Source organism: Streptomyces sp. NPDC093568 (assembly GCF_044764945.1).
Lineage (GTDB): Bacteria > Actinomycetota > Actinomycetes > Streptomycetales > Streptomycetaceae > Streptomyces.
In genome coordinates this window covers 853,392-876,997 of the sequence record NZ_JBIWJD010000001.1, presented here as the reverse complement: position 1 = coordinate 876,997, position 23,606 = coordinate 853,392, and the positions used below count along the sequence as shown (strand labels likewise).

The following is a 23,606-nucleotide window of genomic DNA, read 5'->3' as shown; positions in this document are numbered from 1 at the left end:
GCCTCACGCCCCCGTGGTGGGGACGCCGGCCGGGGTCTCCGACTCGCCTCTTGCGCCGGCCGTTCCGTCCGGGTCCTTGGGTGCGCCGCGGAGGATGGAGTTGCCCTCGTGGGTCGCCTCCGGGGTGGCCACGTCGAGGGTGAGGCGGCCGCTGAGCCCGTAGAAGGCGACGGGATTGCGCCACAGCACCCGGTCTACGTCGTCCTCGTCGAAGCCCTCGGCGAGCATCAGGTCGGCGACCTTGCGGGTCTTCAGGGGGTCGCTCCTGCCCCAGTCGGCGGCGGAGTTCACCAGCACCTGGTCGGGCCCGTACTCGCGGAGGATCGCGACCATCCGCTCCTCGTCCATCTTGGTGTCGGGATAGACGGAGAAGCCGAGCCAGCAGCCGCTGTCCTTGGCCTCCTTGACCGTCGTCTCGTTGAGGTGGTCGATGAGGACGCGCTCCGGGGGCAGCGCGGACTCCCGGACGACGTCGAGGGTGCGGCGCAGGCCCGCCAGCTTGTCGCGGTGCGGGGTGTGGACGAGCGCCGGCAGCTCGTGGGCGGCGGCGAGCTGGAGCTGGGCGGCGAGGGCGGTGTCCTCGGCGGGGGTCATCGAGTCGTAGCCGATCTCGCCGACGGCGACGACCTGGTCCTTGACGAGATAGCGGGGCAGTTCGTCGAGGACGGGGACACAGCGCGGGTCGTTCGCCTCCTTGGGGTTGAGGGCGAGCGTGCAGTGGTGGGCGATGCCGTACTGGGCGGCGCGGAAGGGCTCCCAGCCGAGGAGGGAGTCGAAGTAGTCGAGGAAGGAGGCGGGAGAGGTGCGGGGCTGACCGAGCCAGAAGGAAGGCTCGACGACGGCACGAACGCCGGCGGCGTGCATGGCCTCGTAGTCGTCGGTGGTGCGCGACGTCATGTGGATGTGGGGGTCGAAGAGGCGCATCAGGACTCCTTGCCGTCGGTGCCGCGGCCGCCGCGCTGGGCGGTGGACGCGGGTGGGGTGGCCATGGGGTCGGTCAGGGTCAGGACGCGGTGCAGATCTACGGGTACGGGACGGCCGGCGGCGGTGCGTTCGGCGGCGTAGTCGCCGAGCATGCGGGCGAGTTCGGCGTCGCCGTGGGCGCGGCGGTCCAGGTCGGCCACGGTGGCGACGGGGACCCCGGTGAACAGGCACTTCAGGACGGCGTGCCGCCACTGGTGAGGGTCGAGGTGCCGGGCGGCGTAGGGGCCGACGGCGGCGGCGACGAGCCGGGTGTCGTTGGTGCGCAGGGCGTCCTCGACGAGCGGGAGGGCATCCGGGCCGGGCACTAGGTGGGCCAGCGCGTACAGGACGGCCCGGCGTTCGGCGGCGGTGCCCTGGGAGTAGACCCGCGCGAGGGCGTCCGGGTCGGCGTCGGCCGCGTGCAGGATGAGGACGCGGACGGCGTCGGCGTACTCCTGGCCGCAGCGGCGTCCGGCCTCGGCGATGCGCAACTCCCAGACGGAGATGGGCCCGTGGGTGCCGGGGTTGGCGGCGGCCTCGTCCAGGGCCCGGTGCAGCCAGGCGCGGGGCGCCGAGTCCAGGCGTGCGGCTAGGTGGGTGCGGAGGGCGGTGGGCGGGGTGAGGGCGAGAGGGGTGTCCGGGGTGTCCGACGAAGGTGGGGTAGCGGTCCGGCTCTCGGTGATCGTTCTGTCGACGCCGGACCTGTCGCCACCGGACCTGTCGCCACCGGACCCGTCGCCACCGGACCTGTCGCCACCGGATCTGTCGTCGCCGGATCTGTCCCCGGCGCCCGCTCGGCTCTCCGTGCCCATTCGGTCCTCCATGTCCGCGCCCGGGGTCGCCGGGCTGGTGCGGGGGTGGCTCATGAGGTGCTCCCTTCGGGGGTGGCGGAGGGATCGCCATGGGGTGGCACAGGTACGAGAGATCGGGTGGCAGTGGCCTCGGCGCCGCGGAGGAACGGGAGGGAGAGTTCGGCGAAGTGCGGGCCCGCGTGCGAGTGGCGAGGCAGTTCGACGACGGTCAGGCCCTGGTAGCCGGTGGCGGCGAGGGCTTCCAGGACGGGCGGGAAGTCGATCTCCCCCTCGCCGAACGGGAGGTGTTCGTGTACTCCGCGGCGCATGTCCTCGATCTGGACGTGGCGCAGCCAGGGCGCGGCGGCACGTACGCAGTCGGCGGGAGGGAGGGGTTCGAGGCACTGGCAGTGGCCGATGTCGAGGGTGAGGCCGAGGGCGTCCGGGTCGCCGAGGAGGCGGCGCAGGCGGTGGAAGTCGTCGAGGCGGGCGAGGAGGTGACCGGGCTCCGGTTCGACGGCGAGCGGCACACCGGCGGCCGCCGCGGCGTTCAGGGCGGGGGTGAGGCTGTCGGCCAGCCGTTTCCACGCCGTGTCCTCGTCCGTGCCAGGCGGGAGGGTGCCGCTGAAGCAGTGCACGGCGTGGGCGCCGAGGTCGGCGGCGACCCGTACGGCGCGCAGCAGCAGGTCGACGCGGCGGGCCCGGTCTTCGGGCTCCGGGTCCAGCAGGGAGGGGCCGTGCTTGCGGCGCGCGTCGAGCACGTAGCGGGCGCCCGTCTCCACCGTGACGCCCAGACCGAGTTCAGCGAGCCGGCCGGCGACCCGGCGGGTGCGGGCGGGCAGGTCCGGGGCGAAGGGGTCGAGGTGCATGTGGTCGAGGGTCAGGCCGACGCCGTCGTAGCCGAGGTCGGCCAGCAGGGCGAGGGCGTCGTCGAGCCGGAGGTCGGCCAGACCGTTGGTGCCGTAGCCGAAGCGGAGGGGGGTGCGGCGGGAGGGCGCGGCGGCGGTGTCCTGTGCCGGGTGGGTCCGCGGGCTCATGTGATGCTCACCTTCTTCGCGTACTTCCGTCCGATCGGGGCGAGCGCGGCGATGGCCACGGCGGTGAGCCCGGATCCGGCGCGGGCGGCGAGCGCCGCCTGGAGCGGGATGGTGGCGCGGATACCGCCGCCGACGGCTCGCTGGGTCAGGGGAGGTGAGGGGTTGAGCGCGGCGTGGGTGTAGGGCCGGCCGGCGGTGGCGGCGTAGGCGGCGGCCAGGGCGGTGCGCAGGGCCCCGTCGAGCGTGAGGGCGAGCCGGTCGTGTGCGGGCGTCGGGCGCGTCGTGCCGATGCCGGGGCAAAGGGCGGCGGCGGGGGTGGTGGTGCTTCTGGGACTGGCCCCCATCTCAACCCCTATCCCCATCCCCGCTCGGCCACCGGGAGCCGACCCGGAGGCGGTCCCCATCGAGGCGGCTGCCCTCGTGCCGCGTGCGCCGCGCGCGAGGAGCCGTGTGAGGACGGCCGTCGCGGCAAGGGCGGCCAGGGGCGGAAGGGACGTGCCGCCCTGTGTCTCCCGGCGGGACACGGTCGTCACGGCGAGGGTGTGGGTGCCGAGGAGGACGGCGGAGGGCAGTGCCTGGAGTGGACGGCCGGTGGTGGCGGCGCCGAGCAGGTGGTCGAGGCCGCGCGCGGCGGCCATGGCCACGGGGCCCGCGGGCGTGTGCTTCAAGGCCAGGTCGTAGGCCCAGACCGTGGCGGCCAGAGGGGTGGCCACCGCCAGCGCCGGGCGGCCCGCGCCGGCGGCCAGGCCGAGCCCGGCGGCGGTCAGGGCGCAGGCCGCGGTGAAGGCGGAGGACGGCCGGATGCGGCCGGACGGCAGGGGGCGGTGGGGACGCTCGGTGGCGTCTTCCGCGCGGTCCGCCCAGTCGTTGAGGGCCATGCCGGCCTCGTAGAGACAGAGGGAGGAGCCGATGGCGAGCAGAGTGCGGGGGTTGGCCCTGCCCCCGGCGGCGACGGCACCGCTGAGGGCGTCGCCGGGGACGGTGAACAGGGCGGGGAGCCGCAGCAGTTCGGCCCAGGCGCGGCTACGGCTCACGGCCACTCCCGGGGGCGGGCTCGGCCGGATCGACGGCGCGTGCGGCAGCCTCCTCGGCGGACCGGCGGATGCCGGAGTCTCCGACAGCGGTTCGGCAGTGACCGGCGCCCGCCCCGCGGAGCCGCTCGCCCAGCCCCATCAGCGCCGCGTACTGCTCGGCCAGGCTCGCCGGTCCGTCCCCCACCGGATCCTTGAAGTAGAAGCCCAGTTCGCCGAGCGGGCCGGACAGGCCGGCCTCGTGGGCGCGGGCGGTCAGCCGTGCCAGGTCCAGCACCAGCGGGGCCGCGAGTGCCGAGTCGCAGCCCTGCCAGATGGTCTGGAGGATCATGCGGGTGCCGAGGAAGCCGTCGAAGGCGATGTGGTCCCAGGCGGTCTTCCAGTCGCCGAGGGCCGGGACGTCGTCGATGTGCACCTCGCCCTCGGGGACGGTGCCGAGGGTGTCGGCGAGGACGCGTTCCTTGCCGGCGTTCTTCGCCGCGGCGGCGGCCGGGTCGGCGAGGGCGGCGCCGTCGCCGCCGCCGAGGAGGTTGGTGCCGGACCAGGCCCGTACGTTCAGCGCCCGCTGCGCGAACATGGGGCCGAGCACGGCCCGCAGCAGGGTCTGTCCGGTCTTGCCGTCCCGGCCGGCGTACGGCAGTCCGTTGCGCTCGGCCTCGCGGGCGGCGACGGGGTGGTGCATGCCCTCGGACGGTGTGAAGTTGACGTAGGGGCAGCCCGCGCGCAGGGCCGCCAGTGCGTACAAGGTGCTGGCGGGGAGCGCAGAGCCGGGCCCCGCGGACGCGGGTTCGGTGGATGCGACGTTCACCACCACGGCCCGCTCCAGCTCGTGGCGGCGTACGAAGTCGCGCATGTCGTCGGCGAAGGCCGTGATCAGTTCGGCCTCGCTCCTGGTGTCGCCCGGGACCGGGCCGCCGGGCCTGATCTCCCCGTCCGCAGCGGCGAGTTCGGCGGCTACGGCGGTGGCGACGCCCGGCGGCAGGACGCCGCCGGCGGTCAGTGTCTCGGCGCGTTTGGGCAGGGGGCAGTCGAGGGTGTCGTGGCCGCCGAAGACGAGGTCGGAGAGCGCGGGCAGGCCGCTGTCGGTGAACGCCGGTGTCTCGGTCACCATGCCGGTGGGCGGGTGCAGCCCCGCGGTGACGGCGGCGCACCCCGTGACGACGGTGGTGGCGACGGAACCTCGGGCTCCGATCAGCCACACCCCCACACGCGGTCGGGAGAGGGACGCGGACATGTGCAGCCTCCTGGTCGTGCGCGAACGCGGCGGGGGGAGGAGACGGCGAGCGGGGGTCCGGCGTCCCCCGCCCGCCGCCGTTCGGTTACCCGGTGACGGGCAGTTCCTTCAACTGGATGTTGCGGAAGGCGACCTGGTCGTCGGCGCCGTGGTTCTGCAGGCCGATGTAGCCGTCGGTCAGGCTCCGCTCGGGGTCCTTGTTGGTGAAGTCGTTGATCCTGACTCCGTTGAGGAACACCTGGAGGCGTTCGCCCTGGACCTTGATCTCGTAGGAGTTCCACTGGCCGGGCGGCCGCAGAACCTGGTCACGGGCCTGGATGTTCGCCGACTTGAACGAGTAGACGGAGCCCGTGGTGCGGTCGGGCGCGTCGGTCGCGTCGATCTGGATCTCGTAGCCCTTGTTCACGGCGGACCAGGGGTCGTCGGAGGCCGGGAAGCCCACGAAGATCCCGGAGTTGTCGTCGCCCTGCATCTTCCAGTCGAGCTTGAGCGAGTACGACTTCAGCTCCTTGGCCTGGTACCAGAGCAGGCCCATGCCGCCCTCGGTCTCCAGGGTGCCGTCCTTGACGTTGAACTTGCCGGGGCCGGCCTGCTTCCAGCCGTCCAGCGTCTGCCCGTTGAAGATCTTCCGGTAGCCCTTGCCCGGCTTGCAGTCCGCCTTGATCTGGCCGGTGGCGTACTGGAGGCCGCCGAGCAGGTGGGAGCGGAAGGCCGCGTCCGCGTAGGACTCCTTGGTGTGGCCGCCGCCGGTGTAGAAGGACCGGCCGCCGCCGTAGGCCTGGCACCAGGCGATCGGGTGGTCGCCCTTCATGTTCCCGCCCTGGTAGGTGGTCTCGTCCAGGGTGGCGAGGACCTTGGCCTGCCCGCGCGGGTTGGTGCGGTAGTTGTACCACTCGTCGGTGCGTTCCCAGGCTTCGCCGAGGTGCGCGGTGGACGGGTGGTCGTGGTCCTCGACGCGGACCGTGGCCTTCTGGATGGCCGGGTGCGAGTCGAAGTAGGCGCCGACGAGACCGCCGTAGAAGGCCCAGTCGTACTCGGTGTCGGCCGCGGCGTGGATACCCATGTAACCGCCGCCGCCGGCCACGTAGTTCTCGAACGCCTTCTGCTGCTCGGCGTTCAACACATCACCCGTGGTGGACAGGAAGGCCACGGCGTCGTACTTCGCGAGGTTGGTGGTGGTGAACTGCCGGGCCTCCTCGGTCGCGTCGACCGTGATGCCGGCCGGGCCGCCGAGTTCCTTCAGCGCCGCGATGCCGGCCGGGATGGAGTCGTGCCGGAAGCCGGCGGTCTTGGAGAAGACCAGGACCTTCTTGCCGCCCTTGAACGGCTCCTTGGAGAACTCGAAGTCGTCCACGTCGTACAGCGCGCCCTCGCCGCCCTTGAAGACCAGGTAGATCTGCGTGGTCCCCCTGGGCAGCGCCCGCAGGGGCACGTCGACGTTCTGGAAGGTCTCCCAGCCGCCGGTCGGCGGGATGTACGCCGAGCCGTGCAGCGGTCCGTCGGGCGAGCCGGTGCGCAGTTCGATGAAGCCGCCCGCGCCGCCGGAGGAGGCCCGCACGGTCATCTTCTTCTGGCCGTCGAACCGGTAGGGGGTGAAGGCGATCCAGTCGCCGTCGTCGATGTTGCCGACGGTCTTGCCGCCGTTGGCGCCGGTCTTGTCGATGACCGACACGCCCGACTGGGTGGTGAAGTGCTCGCCCTGGCGGTGCAGCGGCTGGAGCACGGCGCGAGCGGTGCCGGTCAGGGCCTCCTGGCCGTTCGCCCCGCCGTCGGTGTAACTCGCGCCGACGACACCGTAGATGTTGGCGTTGGGGTCGTGGCCGCCGTCACCGGCGGGCGGTGTCAGGGTACCCTCGCAGCCCATCTCGCTGGTCAGCTCGTGGGCGTGGGAGTCGTGGCCGAGGCTGTAGGTGACCTTGACCTTGGAGCAGTCGATCGTCTCCTCGGGGTCGGTGACGGTCACCTTGAACGGGACGGGCTTGCCGAACTCGGCCAGGGCGCCGTTGCCCGGGATGTCGATCCGCACCTTGGGCTCGGTGTTGCCGACCACGATCCGGGCGCTGGCGTTGCCGGTGTTGCCCTCGGGGTCCTTGGCGGTGAAGGTCGCGGTGTAGGTGCCGACCTTCTTGTACTGGTGGGTGGGGGTGAGACCCTCGCCCTTCGTGCCGTCACCGAAGTCCCAGCTGTAGGTGAGGTTCGGTGAGTCGGCGTCCTTGGCGGAGGCGGTGAACTTGACCTTCAGGCCGGCCGCGCCGGACGTCTTGTCGGCGCTCACCTCGGCGATCGGGGAGAAGCCGTCCTCGGCGTTCTCGATCCGGTACAGCGCGGAGTGCTCGTCGCCCTGGAACCAGGAGATGCCGTAGTCGAGGACGTAGAGCGCGCCGTCGGGGCCGAACTCCATGTCCATGATCTGGGTGCCGGTCCACGGGAAGTCGTTGATCTTCGCGACGGAGCCGTCGTCGTTCTGCTCGATCCGCTTGATCCAGCGGCGGCCGAACTCACCGGCGAAGAAGTCGCCGTCGTAGGCCTCGGGGAACTTCACGCTGGACTCGAGGTCGGGGTCGTAGCGGTAGACCGGGCCGCCCATCGGGGACTCGGAGCCGGTGCCGAACTCGGGTACGGAACCGCCGTCGTACGGGATCCAGGCGGCCTGCGCGGGCGGCAGGTCGGTGAGGCCGGTGTTGTACGGCGAGGTGTTCTTGGGGGCGGCGCAGTCGAACTTCGCGCCGGAGGTACCGGTGGCGAAGTCGTAGTCGACGTAGGCGTCGTTGTTGCCGGTGCAGAAGGGCCAGCCGAAGTTGGCGGCCTTCGTGACCTTGGCGAACTCGACCTGGCCCGCCGGGCCGCGCGTCGGCGAAGCGGCACCCGCGTCGGGGCCGTAGTCACCGACGTAGACGATGCCGGTCTTGTCGTCGACGCTCATCCGGAACGGGTTGCGGAAGCCCATCGCGTAGATCTCGGGGCGGGTCTTCTCGGTGCCCGGGGCGAAGAGGTTGCCCTCCGGGACCGTGTACGAGCCGTCCTCGGCGACCTTGATACGGAGGATCTTGCCGCGCAGGTCGTTGGTGTTGCCGGCGCTGCGGCGGGCGTCGAAGGCGGGGTTGCGTCCCTCGCGGACGTCGATCGGCGTGTAGCCGTCGGAGGCGAAGGGGTTGGTGTCGTCGCCGGTCGACAGGTAGAGGTTGCCGGCCGCGTCGAAGTCGATGTCTCCGCCGACGTGGCAGCAGGTGCCGCGGGAGGCGGCGACGTCGATGACCTTCTTCTCGCTGGCCAGGTTCAGCGTGCCGTTGGCGTTCAGGGTGAAGCGGGAGAGGCGGTTGACGCCGTCGAACTTCGCGAACTCCGCGGCGGTACCGGTCTCCGGGGCGTCGCCCTCGGGCGTGTCCAGCGGCGGGGCGTAGTACAGGTAGATCGCCCGGTTGTTCTTGAAGTCCGGGTCGATGCCGACGCCCTGGAGGCCTTCCTCGTCGTGGCTGTACACGTCGAGCCGGCCGGCGATCTTGGTGACGCCGCCCTGGTCGGTGAGGCGCAGGGTGCCGTCGCGCGAGGTGTGCAGGACGCTGCGGTCCGGGAGCACGGCGAGCGACATCGGCTCGCCCGTCTCGGGTTCGCCCTTGGCGAGCGGAACCTGCTGGAACTGCCCTTCGGCGGCGGCCGGTTCGTCGTGCTCGGGGTGGCCGGGGTGGGCGCCGGCGACGGTGGCCGGGGCGCCCACGGCCAGGAGCAGGCCGGTGAACAGGGCGAGGGGGGTGCGAAGCCTTGGACGCCTCGCGGTGCGGGTGCTTCTGAGTCTCGTTCTGTGCACGAAGTCCCTCCGGGAACGGGTGGGCCGTACAGGGTGGGTGCGAAGACGTGCGGTGCGGGCGCCGGGGTGCGCCGTCACCCCGGAGGTGGCTGTGCCATAAACGCTTGCCTGTGTTCTGAACGCTTGCCTGTGTTCTGAACGCTTGCCTGTGTTCTGAACGCTTGCCTGTGTCCTGAACGCTTGCCTGTGTCCTGGACACCAACGTGTGCCGTGAACACTTCCGTGTGTCCTGAACGCCGCTGTGTGTGTCCTGAACACTTCAGGGACGGTAACCGCGTACGTCCGGGCCGAACACCCCTTGCGTCAGGATCCGTTGAACTTTTTCCCATCGCAGGACAAAGCGGGATCCGCGCAGGTCGGAGAGGGGACCGGCGGTGCTTCCGGTCCCCGTCCCCGACCTGCGCCGGGCGCCTGGTTCAGCTGTTGAACGCGGCGTCGAAGGACGCGCTGGGCGGCTCGAAGTCGAAGGCTTTCAGCCGTGTCAGCGCCTCGGGGGCGCCCTGGAGCCGGTCCATGCCGGCGTCCTCCCACTCCACGGAGATGGGCCCCTGGTAGTCGATGGAGCGCAGCATCCGGAAGACGTCCTCCCAGGGCACGTCCCCGTGCCCGGCCGACACGAAGTCCCAGCCGCGGCGCGGGTCGCCCCACGGCAGATGCGAGCCGAGGCGGCCGTTGCGGCCGTCCAGGCGCTTGCGGGCCTCCTTGCAGTCGACGTGGTAGATCCGGTCGCGGAAGTCCCACAGGAACCCGACCGGGTCCAGGTCCTGCCACACGAAGTGCGAGGGATCGAAGTTGAGGCCGAAGGCCGGCCGGTGGCCGACAGCCTCCAGCGCGCGCTGAGTGGTCCAGTAGTCGTACGCGATCTCGCTCGGGTGCACCTCGTGCGCGAACCGCACGCCCTCCGCGTCGAAGACGTCCAGGATCGGGTTCCAGCGCTCGGCGAAGTCCTCGTAGCCGCGCTCGATCATCGACTCGGGCGCGGGCGGGAACATGGCCACCAGATGCCAGATGGCGGAGCCGGTGAAGCCGATCACCGTGTCGACGCCGTAGGCGGCGGCCGCTCGCGCGGTGTCCTTCATCCGGTCCGCGGCCCGCCTGCGCACCCCCTCCGGATCCCCGTCGCCCCACACCTCGCCGGGCAGGATGGCCTGGTGGCGTTCGTCGATGATGGCGTCACAGACCGCCTGGCCGACGAGGTGGTTGGAGATCGCCCAGCACTTGAGGCCGTACTTGTCGAGCAGGGCCTTGCGGGAGTCGATGTACGAGGGGTCGGCGAGGGCCTTGTCGACCTCGAAGTGGTCGCCCCAGCAGGCGAGTTCGAGCCCGTCGTAGCCGAAGTCGCGGGCGAGCCGGCAGACCTCCTCCAGCGGCAGGTCGGCCCACTGGCCGGTGAACAGCGTGAACGTACGCGGCATTGCGCGTCAGCCTCCTCAGGCCGCTATCGGGGTGATTTCAGACGGCGATCGGGGTGAAGACGGAGTTCTTCTCGGCGCTCTCCTCGACCGCCGCGAGCACGCGCTGCACCTGGAGCCCGTCGGCGAAGGACGGTTGCGGCCGGCGGCCCTCGGCGACGGCGTGCACCAGGTCGCGGGCCTGGTGGACGAAGGTGTGCTCGTAGCCGAGGCCGTGGCCCGGCGGCCACCAGGCGTCCAGGTAGGGGTGGTCGGGTTCGGTGACGAGGATGCGGCGGAAGCCGGCGTGCGCGCCCGGTTCCCTGCCGTCGTGGTAGGAGAGCTCGTTGAGCCGCTCCAGGTCGAACGCGAGCGAGCCGAGCTCGCCGTTGAGCTCGATGCGCAGGGCGTTCTTGCGGCCGGTGGCGTAGCGGGTGGCCTCGAAGGAGGCGAGGGCGCCGGACGGGAAGCGGCCGGTGAACACGGCGGCGTCGTCGACGGTGACCTGGCCCGAGCCGTTCGCGGAGACGGCGGACAGACCGCTCGTGGGTCCGCCGGGCAGCGGCCGTTCCTTGACGAAGGTCTCCGTCAGCGCGGACACCCCGCCCAGGTGCTCCCCCGCCAGGTACTGCGCCAGGTCGATGATGTGCGCGCCCAGGTCGCCGAGCGCGCCCGAACCGGCCAGCTCCTTGCGCAGCCGCCAGGTCAGCGGGAACCCGGGGTCCACCAGCCAGTCCTGGAGGTACGTCACCCGCACATGGCGCAGGGTGCCCAGGCGGCCCTCGGCGACCATGCTGCGGGCCAGCGCGGTGGCGGGCACGCGGCGGTAGTTGAAACCGACCATCGCCAACTGACCGCGCCCGTACGCCTCCTCGGCCGCCGCGGTCATGGCCTCGGCCTCCTCGACGGTGTTCGCCAGGGGCTTCTCGCACAGAACGTGCTTGCCCGCGGCGAGCGCGGCGAGCGCGATCTCGGCATGGCTGTCGCCCGGGGTGCAGATGTCGACGAGGTCGATGTCGTCGCGCGCGATCATCGCACGCCAGTCGGTCTCCGCCGACTCCCAGCCGTGGCGCTCCGCGGCCGCGCGCACGGCCGTCGCGTCCCGCCCGCAGATCGCGGTCAGCACCGGGGTGCGAGGGAGGTCGAAGACACGGCCCGCGGTGCGCCAGCCCTGCGAGTGGGCGGCGCCCATGAAGGCGTAGCCGACCATGCCGACGCGCAGTGGTGGCTTGCGGGTCCCCGTGACCGGCACTCCCGCCTCGCCGGCCGTGGCCCGTGCCTCCGCCTCGGCCTCTTCGGGCTGCTGCGGCTGTCCCATGCGATGGTCCTCCTCGTCGTCGTGCCGCGGTGGGGGGTTGCGGGGCGTCCCGCAGAATCGCACCGGCCGCTCGGCCCGCACCCCGGCTTCGCCGCGCGGGCCGGCCCGTTCCGCCGGACGCTCCCGGCCTGCCCGACGGACCCCTGCTCCCCGCCGGGCAGGGTGCGCCTCACTTGAAGCCGGTGGACATGTACTGGTCGACGTTCTCCTTGTCGACAACCGCCGAGTACAGCGTGATGGAGGCGGGAATCTCGAACTCGGCCATGCCGCCGACACCCTTGCCCTGACCGAGCGCACGGGCCAGGTCGATGGCGGACGCGGCCATGGTCGGCGGGTACAGCACCGTGGCCTTGAGGACACCGTTGTCCTGCTTGATCGCCTGGAAGGCGGAGAGCGCGCCCGCGCCGCCGACCATCAGGAAGTCGTCACGCCCCGCCTGCTCGATGGCCCGCAGGGCACCCACGCCCTGGTCGTCGTCGTGGTTCCACAGGGCGTCGAACTTCGACTGGGCCTGGAGCAGTTGCGCCATCTTGGCCTGGCCGGACTCGACCGTGAACTCGGCGGCCTGGCGGGCCACCTTCTTGATGTTGGGGTAGTTCTTCAGCGCGTCGTCGAAGCCCTGGGTGCGCTGCTTGGTCAGCTCCAGGTTGTCCAGGCCGGCGAGCTCGATGACCTTGGCGTCGGCCTTGTCCTTGAGCTTCTCGCCGATGTAGTGCCCGGCGTTGAGGCCCATGCCGTAGTTGTCGCCGCCGATCCAGCAGCGGTACGCCTGCGGGGTGTTGAAGATCCGGTCGAGGTTGATGACCGGGATGCCCGCCCGCATCGCCTTGAGCCCGACCTGGGTGAGCGCCTTGCCGTCGGCCGGCAGCACCACCAGCACGTCGACCTTCTTGTTGATCAGCGTCTCGATCTGACCGATCTGCGCGGCGGTGTCGTTGGAGCCCTCGGTGATCTCCAGGGTGACGTCGGAGTACTTCTTCGCCCGGCTCTTGGCGTTGTCGTTGATCGCGTTGAGCCAGCCGTGGTCGGCCTGCGGACCGGCGAAGCCGATCGTGACCTCCTTGCCGGGCTTGTCGTCGGCGGCCGGCTGGTCGTTCGCGGCCGGCTCGTCGCCGGACTCGTTGCTCGTGCAACCCACGAGGAGGGCGCCGGCGCCTATGGCGGCGGTCCCGAACAGCAGCCCTCTGCGACTGGTGAGCTCTGGCATGGCGGTGAACCCTTTCCTCAGGTCGTGCTCGGGGTGGCGGTACGACCCTCAGGTCGTGCTCGCGGTACGGCGCTGGACCAGCACGGCGGCGACGATGATCGCGCCCTTGGCGATCTGCTGGACGTCGCTCTGCAGGTTGTTCAGGGCGAAGATGTTGGTGATCGTGGTGAAGATCAGGACGCCGAGCACGGAGCCGACGATGGTGCCGCGCCCCCCGGTCAGCAGGGTGCCGCCGATGATCGCGGCCGCGATGGCGTCGAGTTCGTAGAGGTTGCCGTTGGTGTTCTGGCCGGAGCCGGCCAGGACGATCAGCAGGAAGGCCGCGATGCCGCAGCACAGTCCGGACAGCAGGTAGAGGTAGAGCCGCTGGCGGCGGACGTCGATGCCGGCGAGCCGGGCCGCCTCCGCGTTGCCGCCGACGGCGACCGTGCGCCGCCCGAAGGTCGTGCGGTTCAGCACCAGCCAGCCGATGATCGTCACGACCGCGAACACCATGACCAACGGCGGGATGCCGAGGACGTAGGCGTCACGCTCGCCGAGGTCGAGCACCGAGGGAATGGTGACGATCTGTGTCTTGCCGTCGGTGATCTGGAGGGCCAGGCCGCGCGCGGACGCCAGCATGGCGAGCGTCGCGATGAACGGCACCATCGCGCCGTACGCGATCAGCACCCCGTTGACCAGCCCGCATCCCACACCGACGATCACCGCGGTGAAGAGGATGCCGGCGAAGCCGTACTCCTGGGTGGCCACCGTCGTCGCCCACACCGAGGCCAGCGCGACGATCGCGCCGACGGACAGGTCGATGCCGCCGGAGATGATGACGAAGGTCATGCCGACGGTGACGACGCCGATCACGGACGCCTGGGTGAGGACCAGCTGGAGGTTGCGGGTGTCGAGGAACTCGTCCGGCTTGGTGATGCCGCCGATGACGATGAGCGCGGCGAGGACGCCGAACAGGGAGAGGGTGCGCACGTCGGCGCGGGCCATCAGGCCCCGCCAGGCGGGCGGTCCGTCGGCCGACGGCACCTTGCCGGTGCTGTCCCGCGGCGGAGAGGCGTGCTGCGTCATGACGCCGGGCTTCCTTCCATGACGAGGTCGAGTACGCGGTGTTCGTCGAGTTCGCGTGCGGGAGCCGTGTGCACGACACGGCCCTCGCGCAGCACCAGGACGCGGTCGGCGAGGCCCAGTACCTCGGGCACCTCGCTGGAGACCAGCAGCACGGCGAGGCCTTCGTCGGCCAGCCGCCGCACGACCGCGTACAGCTCGGCGCGGGCGCCGACGTCGACGCCGCGCGTGGGTTCGTCGAGCAGCAGGACGCGGCAGCCGCGCAGCAGCCAGCGGGCCAGGACGGCCTTCTGCTGGTTGCCGCCGGAGAGGGTGCGCACCGGCACCGACGGGTTGTCGGGCCGCAGCGACAGCTCCCGGGTGGCGGCGCGCGCCGCGCCGAGTTCGGCGGCGCGGTCGATCCAACCGCCGCGCGAGAAACGGGACATGGAGGACACCGACACATTGCGGGTGACGGACTCCAGCATCAGCAGCGCCTGCGCCTTGCGCTCCTCGGGAGCGAGCCCGAGTCCCGCGCGTACGGCGGCCCGGACGCTGCCGGGCTTCAACGCCCGCCCGTCCACGAGGACCTGGCCGGCGCTGGGCTTGCGGGCGCCGTAGATCGTCTCCAGGATCTCGGAGCGTCCCGAGCCCACGAGTCCGGCGAGCCCGACGATCTCCCCGGGCCGCACGCTCAGGTCCAGCGGCTCGAACTCACCGTCCCGGGCGAGCCCGCGGACCTCCAGCAGCGGCTCGCCGCCGGTCGCGTCCTCGGCGGGCCGCTCGGGGAAGACGTACTCGACGTTGCGTCCCGTCATCATCGCCACGACGTCCCGCGTCGGCGTCGACTTCGCGGGGAGTCCGCCGGCCACGGCCCGTCCGTCCTTCAGCACGGTCACCCGGTCGCCGATCCGGCGGATCTCCTCCAGCCGGTGCGAGATGTAGACGACGGCGACACCCTCGGCGGTGAGGTCGCCGACGATGCGGAAGAGGTTGTCGACCTCGTCCGGGTCGAGGGCGGCGGACGGCTCGTCCATCACGATCAGCCGTACGTCGTGGGAGAGCGCGCGCGCCATGGAGACGATCTGCTGCTGCGCCGCCGACAACTCCCCCACGAGTCGGCCCGGGTCGATCTCGGGATGCCCAAGTCGCTTGAGGAGCTGGGCAGTTGACGCTCGCGCCGCCTTTCCGCGTACGACGAATCCGGCGGCCGTGGGTTCATGGCCGAGGTGGACGTTCTCGGCGACCGACAGGTGCTCCACCAGGTCGAGTTCCTGGTAGATGGTGGCGATGCCGAGGCGCATCGCGGCGATCGGCGAGCGGAGGGTGACCTCCTCGCCGCGCCAGCGGATGGTGCCGGTGTCGGGCTGGTGGGCGCCGGCGAGGACCTTGATGAGCGTGGACTTGCCGGCGCCGTTCTGGCCGAGCAGGCAGTGCACTTCACCGGCCTGGACGTCGAGGTCGACGCCGTCGAGGGCGCGGACTCCGGGGAACGACTTGGTGATGCCGTTCATGCTGAGCAGCGGTGGTTCTGGTGCCATGAGGTCCCCTTGGCGGGCATGCGGGCCGGTTTCAGGGCAGGACGAGGCAGGGCAGGGCGAAGCCGAGCGCTGTGCGGGGTGCGGTGCTGGTGAGCCGTACTCGAGTGGTGGCTTACGCGGGTGAGAACAGGTGGTCGCTGATGAGCCGGGCCGCGCCGATCACTCCGGCGGTGGGGCCCAACTCCCCCAGCACGATGGGGAGGTTGCCGGTCGCGAGCGGCAGCGACTGGCGGTAGACCTGGGTGCGGATCGCGGCGAGCAGGTTGTGGCCGAGGCCGGTCACCCCGCCGCCGATCACCACCAGGCCCGGGTTGAAGAAGCTGACGAGTCCGGCGATGACCTGCCCGACCCGGTTGCCGCCCTCACGGATCAGGTCGAGGGCGGTGGCGTCACCGGCGGCGGCCGCGGCGGCGACGTCGACGGCGGTCAGCGTGCCGTTCGCCTCCAGCCGCGCGGCGAGTTCGTCCGACCGCCCCTGCTGGGCCGCCTCGACGGCGTCCCGGGCGAGGGCCGCCCCGCTGAAGTGCGCTTCCAGGCAGCCCCGGTTGCCGCAGGCGCAGGGGCGGCCGTCGGGCACGGCCTGGATGTGCCCGATGTCGCCCGCGCTGCCGGTGACACCGCGGTGGACGTCACCGCCCGCGACGATGCCGCAGCCGATGCCGGTGCCGATCTTGACGCAGAGGAAGTCGCCCACGGAGCGTGCGACGCCCGCGTGCTGCTCCCCCATCGCCATGAGGTTCACGTCGTTGTCGACCATGACCGGGCAGCCGAGTTCCTGGCTGAGCGCCTCCCGCACGGGGAAGCCGTCCCAGCCCGGCATGATCGGCGGAGCGACCGGGACGCCCTCGGGGAAGCGGACCGGTCCGGGGACGCCGATGCCGGCGCCGTCGAACCCCTCCGCGAGTCCCGAGGCCCTCAACTTCGCGGCCATGGAAAGGACTTGCTCGAAGACCGCGACCGGTCCCTCGCGGACGTCCAGGGGCTGGTTGAGGTGGCCGAGGATCTCCAGCTCGGCGTTGGTGACGGCGACGTCGACCGAGGTCGCGCCGATGTCGACGCCGAGGAAGCGCAGTCCCGGGTTGAGCCGTACGTTGTGGGAGCGGCGGCCACCGCGCGAGGCGGCGAGTCCGTCGGCCACGACCAGGCCCGTCTCCAGCAGCCGGTCCACCTCCACGGCCAGCTTGGACCGCGAGAGGTCGATCTGATCGCCCAGCTGGGCCCGGGAGTTGGGACCTCCGTCGCGCAGCAGCTTCAGCAGCCTGGCCTGATGCGCGTTCGCGGGTCGTGCCGTCATGCGCCTCACGAGCCCCTCCCCGCCTCAATCGGCCTGAGCGCGCCGGGTTTCGGCCACCTTCGCGGCCTGCTTTCGAGGGGAACGTAGCAGTGGCCGCCGGGACTGGGAAGAACTTGAGCAGAGATTGCAGTCAACTTTCTCCACTCACAGGACAAAGAAGCGCGGACGAGTCCCCGGGGTGTCCTGTCGTGCGACAACCGCCCTGTGGGCGGTTCACTGGGATCACCGGTCCGTCGACCCCGCGACCCGAGTCCGGATACTCACTACCGGCGTCGCGAAACAGGCGCCTGGACGCCGCTCACCCCTCCGCGCACGGACGCCTCGACGAACAACGCGCCGCCATGACCGGGAACCGGCCCGGCCACGGCCCTCACCTCAGGAGTCGGACCGCGCGTGATACGAACGCCGCGTGTGCTCCGTGTGCTCCCGCATCAGTGCGGTGGCACTCGCCTCGTCCCGGGCCGTGATCGCGGCGATCATCCCCCGGTGCTCGATCCAGGACTGGTGCCCGCGCTGACGGGCGACCGGCGTGTAGTACCAGCGCACGCGCCGGTCGACCTGGGCCGCCAGCTCGGCGAGGACCGCGTTGCCCGCCAGCTCCATGATCTTGGCGTGGAAGCGGGCGTTGAGGGCGACGGCGGCGTCCACGTCGTCGGCGGCGACGGCCTTCTCGCCCTCGGCGCACAGCTCTTCCAGGGCCTTGATGCCGGCGCTGTCCGCATGGGCGGCGGCGAGCCGGGCGGCCTCGGCCTCCAGGAGGGTGCGCACGGTGAGGAGCTGGTCGGCCTCCTCCTCCGTCGGCTCGTGCACGAACGCGCCCTGCGCGGGCCGCAGATCGACCCAGCCCTCGGTGTTCAGCCGCTGCAGCGCCTCACGCACCGGCTGGCGCGACACGCCGAGGTGGCCTGCCAGTTCGCTCTCGACGAGGTGCTGGCCGGGCCGGAGGGCGCGGGTGGTGATGAGTTCGAGCAGCGCCTCGTAGACGCGGTCGCGCAGCGGGCCGGGCCGTTCGAGCTTGGGCACCGCACCCTGCGGCAGTCCTGTCGACAACATCGGTTCCCCTCCTGGGCGAACGCCGGGCGACTGCGTCCCGTAGCCGACCGTCACGGAAAGCCAGTATCAATTGTCTTTCGTCTACAGTCTACGGCGCACAAGTGCCAGAGGGCTGAGGAGTCGGCCACATCACACAGGCGATTGGCCACATCACACGGGCGTTTGTCCGCATCACACGGGCGTCAGGGGCACCGGACGACCTGTCCGGCGTAGGAGAGGTTCCCGCCGAACCCGAAGAGCAGCACCGGGTCCCCGGTGGAGATCCGCCCCTGCTCCACCAGCTTGGACAGCGCCAGCGGAATGCTGGCCGCCGAGGTGTTCCCCGACTCGGAGACGTCCCGCGCCACCACGGCGTTGACCGCGCCGAGCTTCTCGGCGAGGGGCTCGATGATGCGCAGGTTGGCCTGGTGCAGCACGACCCCGGCGAGGTCCTCGGGCGCGAGACCTGCCTTCTCGCAGGCCTTGCGGGCGATCCCCGGCAGCTGCGTCGTCGCCCAGCGGTAGACGCTCTGCCCCTCCTGCGCGAACCGCGCGGGCTGCCCCTCGATCCGCACCGCGTGCCCCATCTCGGGCACCGAACCCCACAGCACCGGCCCGATGCGGGCCTCCTCGGACGCCTCCACGACGGCCGCGCCGGCCCCGTCCCCGACCAGCACACAGGTCGTACGGTCGCTCCAGTCGGTCACGTCGGACATCTTGTCGGCGCCGATCACCAGAGCCCGGGTCGCGGCCCCGGCCCGCACGGCGTGGTCGGCGGTGGCCAGGGCGTGCGTGAACCCGGCGCAGACGACGTTGACGTCCATCGCCGCGGGCGAGGGGACGCCCAGCCGGTTCGCGACCCGGGCGGCCATGTTCGGGGAGCGGTCGATGGCGGTGGAGGTGGCGACCAGGACCAGGTCGATGTCGCCGGGCGCGAGGCCCGCCGCCGCGAGCGCCTTGGCGGCGGCGTGGGCGGCTAGCTCGTCGACCGGCTCGTCGGGCCCGGCGATGTGCCGCGTGCGGATGCCCACCCGGCTCGTGATCCACTCGTCACTGGTGTCGACCATGCCCGCCAGCTCCTCGTTGGTGAGCACTCTGGCGGGCTGGTAGTGGCCGACTGCGGCGATGCGCGAGCCGTTCATCGCTGGTGATCCCCCTCGGACCTCGGGTAGCGGGATTCACCAGTCTGATCAGTGACTCACGGGTACGGCGGCACGTGATGCCACAGGAATCGGGCGTCCGCGTTGTCAGCTTCCGTCAGGCCCTCGGACGCCCGGACAACTCCCGAACGCCTACCCGGTGAACAGCTGCGTCGCTTTCTGCACGAGTTCGTAGAGCCCGTACGCGAGCGGCACCCCCACCCATGCCCAGGCGAAGGCGATCAGCCCCCGGCGGCTAGGCGGACTGCTGTCGCTGGACATCGGCTGCCTCCTTCTCCTTGGACGCCGGGACGGGAACGTGATGACGCGGGTGGACGGGCCGGACGAGTTCGTTGGCGACGAAACCCACCGCGAGGAGCCCGATCATGATGAACAGGGACAGGGTGTACAGGGACGAGCCGCTCTTGCCCGCCTCCTCCTGCCGGTCGGCGATCCAGTTCACAATAAGTGGCCCGAGGACACCGGCCGTGGACCAGGCGGTGAGCAGCCGCCCGTGGATGGCGCCCACCTGGTAGGTCCCGAACAGGTCCTTCAGATACGCCGGGATCGTCGCGAAACCGCCGCCGTAGAAGGACAGGATCACCAGGGCGCAGAGGATGAACAGCGGCTTGGAGGAGTCGCCGGCCAGCGCGATCAGGCCGTACATCAGCGCACCGGCGCCCAGGTACACACGGTAGATGTTCTTGCGCCCGATCAGGTCGGAGGTCGACGACCAGCCGATCCGGCCGGCCATGTTGGCGGCGGACAGCAGGGCGACGAAGCCGGCCGCGGCCGAGGCCGACACCGTTGTCGAGGTGTTCGCGAAGAAGTCCGTGATCATCGGCGCGGCCTTCTCCAGGATGCCGATGCCCGCGGTCACGTTCATGCAGAGCACGACCCACAGGCACCAGAACTGCGGCGTGCGGATCGCCTGCTTCGCGCTCACCTGCGGGCCGGTGGGGGCTTGTCGCGCCCCCGCGGCGGTAGCCGCAGATTCAACACCGCCCCGCGCCCCTTGGTCGGCTCGCGGCACCCTGACCAAGAGGACGCCCAGCGTCATGAACACCGCGTACGACAGTCCGTGCACGAGGAACGCCAGCGCGATCCCGGAGCTGTCGCTGCCGAACGACTCCAGCATCTGCGCCGACCAGGGCGAGGCGATGAGCGCACCGCCGCCGAAGCCCATGATCGCGATTCCGGTGGCCATGCCTGGCCGGTCGGGGAACCACTTGATCAGTGTGGAGACCGGTGAGATGTAGCCGATGCCGAGGCCGATGCCGCCCACGAAGCCGTAGCCGAGGACGATCAGCCAGTACTGCTCGGTCGCCGCACCGAGGGCGGAGAGCAGGAAGCCGGACGAGAAGCAGATCAGGGCGACGGTCATGGCCCAGCGCGGGCCGTTGCGCTCCACCAGCGTGCCGCCGAACGCGGCCGACAGGCCGAGCATGACGATGCCGAGCTGGAAGGGCAGCGCGCTCTGCGTGCCGCTGAGGCCGAGCGCGGATTCAAGCGGGGGCTTGAAGACGCTCCATGCATAGGCCTGGCCGATGGACAGATGGACCGACAGAGCGGCGGGCGGAACCAGCCAGCGGCTCCATCCCGGGGGTGCGAGCGGTGGACTCATGATCCCGAACGGTAGGGATCACGCGGGGAGTTGAGAAGGCGGCACGTCGACCGTATGCGGTGAGCGGTATGCGGGAAGCGACGAACGGTCGAACAGCGTCCGGAACCCCTTCCCGAACGCCGTGCGCGAACCCTTGCTGCACCCCCATCCATACTGTAGACAATATTCAGTCGACGAGATTCGGCTCATCGCCTGAGACGGATCGGACGCTACTTCCCAGCCACCTCCGCGGTACTCCCTCGACCGAACGGAGCGTTCCGAAGTGAAAGTTGCAGTCCTCGGTGCCGGTGCCATCGGCGCCTATGTCGGAGCCGCGCTGCACCGCGCCGGCGCCGACGTGCACCTGATCGCCCGTGGACCGCATCTCGCGGCCATGAGGCAGCACGGAGTACGGGTGCTCAGTCCGCGCGGCGACTTCACCGCCCGCGCCCACGCCACCGACGACCCGGCCGCGATCGGGCCGGTCGACTTCGTCTTCCTGGGCCTGAAGGCCAACTCGTACGCGGCGTGCGGGCCGCTCATCGAGCCCCTTCTGCACGACGGCACGGCGGTCGTGGCCGCCCAGAACGGCATCCCCTGGTGGTACTTCCACCGGCACGGCGGCCCGCACGACGGCCACCGCGTCGAGAGCGTGGACCCCGGCGGCGCGGTCAGTGCGGTGCTCGCGCCCGAACGGGCCGTCGGCTGCGTGGTCTACGCCGCCACCGAACTCGAGGGCCCGGGTGTCGTACGGCACTTGGAAGGCACCCGGTTCTCCATCGGCGAGCCCGACCGCAGCGTCTCCAGGCGCTGTCAGGACCTCAGCGAGGCCATGGTCGCCGGCGGTCTGAAGTGCCCGGTCGAACCCGACCTGCGCAACGACATCTGGCTCAAGCTGCTCGGCAACATCTCCTTCAACCCGATCAGCGCGCTGGCCCGCGCCACCATGCGGCAGATGTGCCTGCACGGCGGCACCCGCAAGGTCATCGAGATCATGATGACCGAGACGCTCGCCGTCGCCGAGGCCCTCGGCTGCGAGGTCGGCGTCTCCATCGAGCGCCGGCTCGCGGGCGCCGAGAAGGTCGGCGACCACCGCACCTCCACGCTCCAGGACCTGGAGCGCGGCAAGCCGCTCGAACTCGACGTACTCCTCGCGGCCGTCGTCGAGTTGGCGGAGATCACCGGCGTGGACGTGCCCACCCTGCGCACCGTGCACGCCATCTCGGACCTGCTCGCGCTGAGGAGCGCCGCATGAGGAAACGGCAACCGAAGAACTACACCCGGCTGACGCACCCGCTCGTACGGGACTCCCGCGACGAGCCGTTCCGCCGGGCGACCTGGGAGGAGGCCCTGACCCGCGCGGCCGAGGGCCTGGCCCGCAACCGCGGCGCCTTCGGCATGTTCTCCTGCGCCCGGGCCACGAACGAGATGAACTACGTGGCGCAGAAGTTCGCCCGGGTCGTCATGGGCACCAACAACGTCGACTCCTGCAACCGCACCTGCCACGCGCCGAGCGTCGCGGGTCTCTCGGCGGCCTTCGGCTCGGGCGGCGGGACCTCGTCGTACGAGGAGATCGAGCACACCGACGTCATCGTGATGTGGGGCTCCAACGCCCGCTTCGCGCACCCGATCTTCTTCCAGCACGTGCTGAAGGGGATCAGGAACGGCGCCCGGATGTACGCCGTCGACCCGCGCCGCACCTCCACCGCCGAGTGGGCGGAGAGCTGGATGGGTCTGAACGTCGGCACCGACATCCCGATGGCACACGCCATCGGCCGCGAGATCATCCACGCGGGCCTCGCCAACGAGGCGTTCATCGAGCGGGCGACCAGCGGGTTCGAGGAGTACAGGGCACTGGTCGAGCCGTGGACCCTGTCGCTGGCCGAGAAGGTGACGGGCGTACCGGCCGCCGCGATACGGGAGCTGGCGCACGCCTACGCCCGCGCCGAGCGCGCCCAGCTGTGCTGGACCCTCGGCATCACCGAGCACCACAACGGCACCGACAACGTCCGCGCGCTGATCAACCTGTCGCTGCTGACCGGCCACGTCGGCCGCTACGGCTCCGGCCTGCAACCCCTGCGCGGCCAGAACAACGTGCAGGGCGGCGGCGACATGGGCGCGATCCCCAACCGCCTGCCCGGCTTCCAGGACATCCTCGACACGAGCGTTCGCCTGAAGTTCGAGTCGGCCTGGGACACGGTCATCCAGCCCCACTACGGCCTCAACCTCACCGAGATGTTCGAGGCGATGGAGGAGGGCGAGCTCAAGGCCGTCTACTGCATCGGCGAGAACCCGGCGCAGTCGGAGGCGGACAGCGAGCAGGCCGTACGGCGGATGCGGCAGCTGGACTTCCTCGTCGTGCAGGACATCTTCCTGACCCGGACGGCGGAGCTCGCGGACGTCGTCCTCCCCGCGACCGCCGGGTGGGCGGAGACCGACGGCACCACCACCAACAGCGAGCGGCGGGTTCAGCGGGTGCGGCGGGCGGTCACTCCGCCCGGCGAGGCCCGTGAGGACATCGACATCATCTGCGACCTGGCGGTGCGGCTCGGCCACGACTGGAAGTACGCCGACGCCGAGGCCGTCTGGAACGAGCTGCGCTCGATCTCCCCGGACCACTACGGGATGACCTACGACCGGCTGGAGCACCACCAGGGCATCCAGTGGCCGTGCCCGAGCACCGACCGGCTCGAACCGACCTATCTGCACGGCCGGTTGTGGCAGAAGGACCCGGCCGAGCGGGGCAGGCCCGCCCCCTTCGGGATCGTCCAGCACGATCCGCCGGTCGACCTCACCGACGAGGAGTACCCGATCCGGCTCACCACCGGGCGGCGGCTCGACTCGTACAACACCGGTGTGCAGAGCGGGAGTTTCGCCTCCCCGCTGCGGCGCGGCGAGTTCGTCGAGCTGTGCCCGGAGGACGCCGAGCGGTACGGGGTGGTCGTCGGCGAGGAGGTCCAGGTGACCTCGCGGCGCGGCTCCGTCGTCGCGCCGGTGTGGGTCGACACCGCGCTGCGCCCCGGCCTCGCCTTCATGACCATGCACTTTCCCGACGAGGTGGACACCAACCAGCTGACGATCGAGGCGAACTGCCCGATCGCGGGGACGGCGGAGTTCAAGGCGTCGGCGATCCGGATCGAGAAGCTCCCCGTCGCGACCATCGTGAGGTGACGCAA

Annotated in this window: 18 protein-coding genes; 2 read left to right on the top strand and 16 right to left on the bottom strand. The window is 71.2% G+C overall.

Going from position 1 to position 23,606, the window contains the following annotated elements; all coding sequences use genetic code 11:
* Positions 1 to 3: 3 nt before the first annotated feature.
* The 16 genes from ACIRD7_RS03800 to ACIRD7_RS03725 all read right to left on the bottom strand — a co-directional run bounded on the left by ACIRD7_RS03800 (position 4) and on the right by ACIRD7_RS03725 (position 20,451).
* Entirely contained in the window at positions 4 to 924 is a 921-nt protein-coding gene (locus tag ACIRD7_RS03800; protein ID WP_403449281.1) for a TatD family hydrolase, read from the bottom strand.
* Entirely contained in the window at positions 924 to 1,829 is a 906-nt protein-coding gene (locus ACIRD7_RS03795; protein ID WP_403449279.1) for an EboA domain-containing protein, read from the bottom strand. The genes ACIRD7_RS03800 and ACIRD7_RS03795 overlap by 1 nt, the downstream gene beginning before the upstream one ends.
* Positions 1,826 to 2,791 carry a sugar phosphate isomerase/epimerase family protein gene (locus ACIRD7_RS03790; protein ID WP_403449276.1) on the bottom strand — a complete coding sequence of 322 codons (966 nt, stop codon included), beginning with the start codon at positions 2,789 to 2,791 and terminating at the stop codon, positions 1,826 to 1,828. Before ACIRD7_RS03790 ends, ACIRD7_RS03795 begins: the two co-directional genes overlap by 4 nt.
* A complete protein-coding gene (locus tag ACIRD7_RS03785; RefSeq protein WP_403449274.1) occupies positions 2,788 to 3,825 on the bottom strand; it encodes an SCO3242 family prenyltransferase in 1,038 nt (345 codons plus the stop codon). Before ACIRD7_RS03785 ends, ACIRD7_RS03790 begins: the two co-directional genes overlap by 4 nt.
* On the bottom strand, positions 3,815 to 5,056 hold the full coding sequence (locus tag ACIRD7_RS03780; protein ID WP_403449272.1) for an inositol-3-phosphate synthase: 1,242 nt from the start codon (positions 5,054 to 5,056) through the stop codon (positions 3,815 to 3,817). Before ACIRD7_RS03780 ends, ACIRD7_RS03785 begins: the two co-directional genes overlap by 11 nt.
* Positions 5,057 to 5,141: 85 nt before the next feature.
* Positions 5,142 to 8,861, bottom strand: coding sequence for a ThuA domain-containing protein (locus ACIRD7_RS03775; RefSeq protein ID WP_403449271.1), 3,720 nt, complete (start codon positions 8,859 to 8,861; stop codon positions 5,142 to 5,144).
* A 416-nt stretch (positions 8,862 to 9,277) separates the two neighbouring features.
* On the bottom strand, positions 9,278 to 10,276 hold the full coding sequence (locus tag ACIRD7_RS03770) for a sugar phosphate isomerase/epimerase family protein (RefSeq protein ID WP_403449269.1): 999 nt from the start codon (positions 10,274 to 10,276) through the stop codon (positions 9,278 to 9,280).
* Between the two features lie 37 nt (positions 10,277 to 10,313).
* On the bottom strand, positions 10,314 to 11,570 hold the full coding sequence (locus tag ACIRD7_RS03765) for a Gfo/Idh/MocA family protein (RefSeq protein ID WP_403449266.1): 1,257 nt from the start codon (positions 11,568 to 11,570) through the stop codon (positions 10,314 to 10,316).
* Between the two features lie 169 nt (positions 11,571 to 11,739).
* Positions 11,740 to 12,777 (bottom strand): substrate-binding domain-containing protein, encoded by a 1,038-nt coding sequence (locus ACIRD7_RS03760; RefSeq protein WP_403449263.1) that lies wholly within the window; start codon positions 12,775 to 12,777, stop codon positions 11,740 to 11,742.
* Positions 12,778 to 12,825: 48 nt separating this feature from the next.
* A complete protein-coding gene (locus ACIRD7_RS03755) occupies positions 12,826 to 13,845 on the bottom strand; it encodes an ABC transporter permease (RefSeq protein ID WP_403449262.1) in 1,020 nt (339 codons plus the stop codon).
* On the bottom strand, positions 13,842 to 15,362 hold the full coding sequence (locus ACIRD7_RS03750) for a sugar ABC transporter ATP-binding protein (RefSeq protein ID WP_403449260.1): 1,521 nt from the start codon (positions 15,360 to 15,362) through the stop codon (positions 13,842 to 13,844). The genes ACIRD7_RS03755 and ACIRD7_RS03750 overlap by 4 nt, the downstream gene beginning before the upstream one ends.
* 112 nt (positions 15,363 to 15,474) lie before the next feature.
* On the bottom strand, positions 15,475 to 16,656 hold the full coding sequence (locus ACIRD7_RS03745; RefSeq protein WP_403449257.1) for an ROK family protein: 1,182 nt from the start codon (positions 16,654 to 16,656) through the stop codon (positions 15,475 to 15,477).
* Between the two features lie 375 nt (positions 16,657 to 17,031).
* Positions 17,032 to 17,709 carry a GntR family transcriptional regulator gene (locus ACIRD7_RS03740; protein ID WP_403449254.1) on the bottom strand — a complete coding sequence of 226 codons (678 nt, stop codon included), beginning with the start codon at positions 17,707 to 17,709 and terminating at the stop codon, positions 17,032 to 17,034.
* A gap of 182 nt (positions 17,710 to 17,891) precedes the next feature.
* A complete protein-coding gene (locus ACIRD7_RS03735) occupies positions 17,892 to 18,830 on the bottom strand; it encodes a beta-ketoacyl-ACP synthase III (protein ID WP_403449251.1) in 939 nt (312 codons plus the stop codon).
* A gap of 150 nt (positions 18,831 to 18,980) precedes the next feature.
* Positions 18,981 to 19,109, bottom strand: coding sequence for a hypothetical protein (locus tag ACIRD7_RS03730; protein ID WP_403449250.1), 129 nt, complete (start codon positions 19,107 to 19,109; stop codon positions 18,981 to 18,983).
* On the bottom strand, positions 19,084 to 20,451 hold the full coding sequence (locus ACIRD7_RS03725) for an OFA family MFS transporter (RefSeq protein WP_403449247.1): 1,368 nt from the start codon (positions 20,449 to 20,451) through the stop codon (positions 19,084 to 19,086). The genes ACIRD7_RS03730 and ACIRD7_RS03725 overlap by 26 nt, the downstream gene beginning before the upstream one ends.
* 262 nt (positions 20,452 to 20,713) lie before the next feature.
* Here ACIRD7_RS03725 and ACIRD7_RS03720 point away from each other — a divergent pair, with 262 nt between their 5' ends.
* Both ACIRD7_RS03720 and ACIRD7_RS03715 read left to right on the top strand, forming a co-directional pair.
* A complete protein-coding gene (locus tag ACIRD7_RS03720; RefSeq protein WP_403449245.1) occupies positions 20,714 to 21,685 on the top strand; it encodes a 2-dehydropantoate 2-reductase in 972 nt (323 codons plus the stop codon).
* The gene (locus ACIRD7_RS03715) at positions 21,682 to 23,601 is read left to right on the top strand and encodes a molybdopterin oxidoreductase family protein (RefSeq protein ID WP_403449242.1); all 1,920 of its coding nucleotides are present in this window, start codon (positions 21,682 to 21,684) and stop codon (positions 23,599 to 23,601) included. Before ACIRD7_RS03720 ends, ACIRD7_RS03715 begins: the two co-directional genes overlap by 4 nt.
* Positions 23,602 to 23,606 lie beyond the last annotated feature (5 nt).

What these genes read in the sequence shown, in the direction of transcription:
- ACIRD7_RS03800 (WP_403449281.1), bottom strand. Translation starts at nt 924, where the DNA reads ATGCGCCTCTTCGACCCCCACATCCACATGACGTCGCGCACCACCGAC.
- ACIRD7_RS03795 (WP_403449279.1), bottom strand. Translation starts at nt 1,829, where the DNA reads ATGAGCCACCCCCGCACCAGCCCGGCGACCCCGGGCGCGGACATGGAG.
- ACIRD7_RS03790 (WP_403449276.1), bottom strand. Translation starts at nt 2,791, where the DNA reads ATGAGCCCGCGGACCCACCCGGCACAGGACACCGCCGCCGCGCCCTCC.
- ACIRD7_RS03780 (WP_403449272.1), bottom strand. Translation starts at nt 5,056, where the DNA reads ATGTCCGCGTCCCTCTCCCGACCGCGTGTGGGGGTGTGGCTGATCGGA.
- ACIRD7_RS03770 (WP_403449269.1), bottom strand. Translation starts at nt 10,276, where the DNA reads ATGCCGCGTACGTTCACGCTGTTCACCGGCCAGTGGGCCGACCTGCCG.
- ACIRD7_RS03765 (WP_403449266.1), bottom strand. Translation starts at nt 11,570, where the DNA reads ATGGGACAGCCGCAGCAGCCCGAAGAGGCCGAGGCGGAGGCACGGGCC.
- ACIRD7_RS03760 (WP_403449263.1), bottom strand. Translation starts at nt 12,777, where the DNA reads ATGCCAGAGCTCACCAGTCGCAGAGGGCTGCTGTTCGGGACCGCCGCC.
- ACIRD7_RS03755 (WP_403449262.1), bottom strand. Translation starts at nt 13,845, where the DNA reads ATGACGCAGCACGCCTCTCCGCCGCGGGACAGCACCGGCAAGGTGCCG.
- ACIRD7_RS03750 (WP_403449260.1), bottom strand. Translation starts at nt 15,362, where the DNA reads ATGGCACCAGAACCACCGCTGCTCAGCATGAACGGCATCACCAAGTCG.
- ACIRD7_RS03745 (WP_403449257.1), bottom strand. Translation starts at nt 16,656, where the DNA reads ATGACGGCACGACCCGCGAACGCGCATCAGGCCAGGCTGCTGAAGCTG.
- ACIRD7_RS03740 (WP_403449254.1), bottom strand. Translation starts at nt 17,709, where the DNA reads ATGTTGTCGACAGGACTGCCGCAGGGTGCGGTGCCCAAGCTCGAACGG.
- ACIRD7_RS03735 (WP_403449251.1), bottom strand. Translation starts at nt 18,830, where the DNA reads ATGAACGGCTCGCGCATCGCCGCAGTCGGCCACTACCAGCCCGCCAGA.
- ACIRD7_RS03730 (WP_403449250.1), bottom strand. Translation starts at nt 19,109, where the DNA reads ATGTCCAGCGACAGCAGTCCGCCTAGCCGCCGGGGGCTGATCGCCTTC.
- ACIRD7_RS03725 (WP_403449247.1), bottom strand. Translation starts at nt 20,451, where the DNA reads ATGAGTCCACCGCTCGCACCCCCGGGATGGAGCCGCTGGCTGGTTCCG.
- ACIRD7_RS03715 (WP_403449242.1), top strand. Translation starts at nt 21,682, where the DNA reads ATGAGGAAACGGCAACCGAAGAACTACACCCGGCTGACGCACCCGCTC.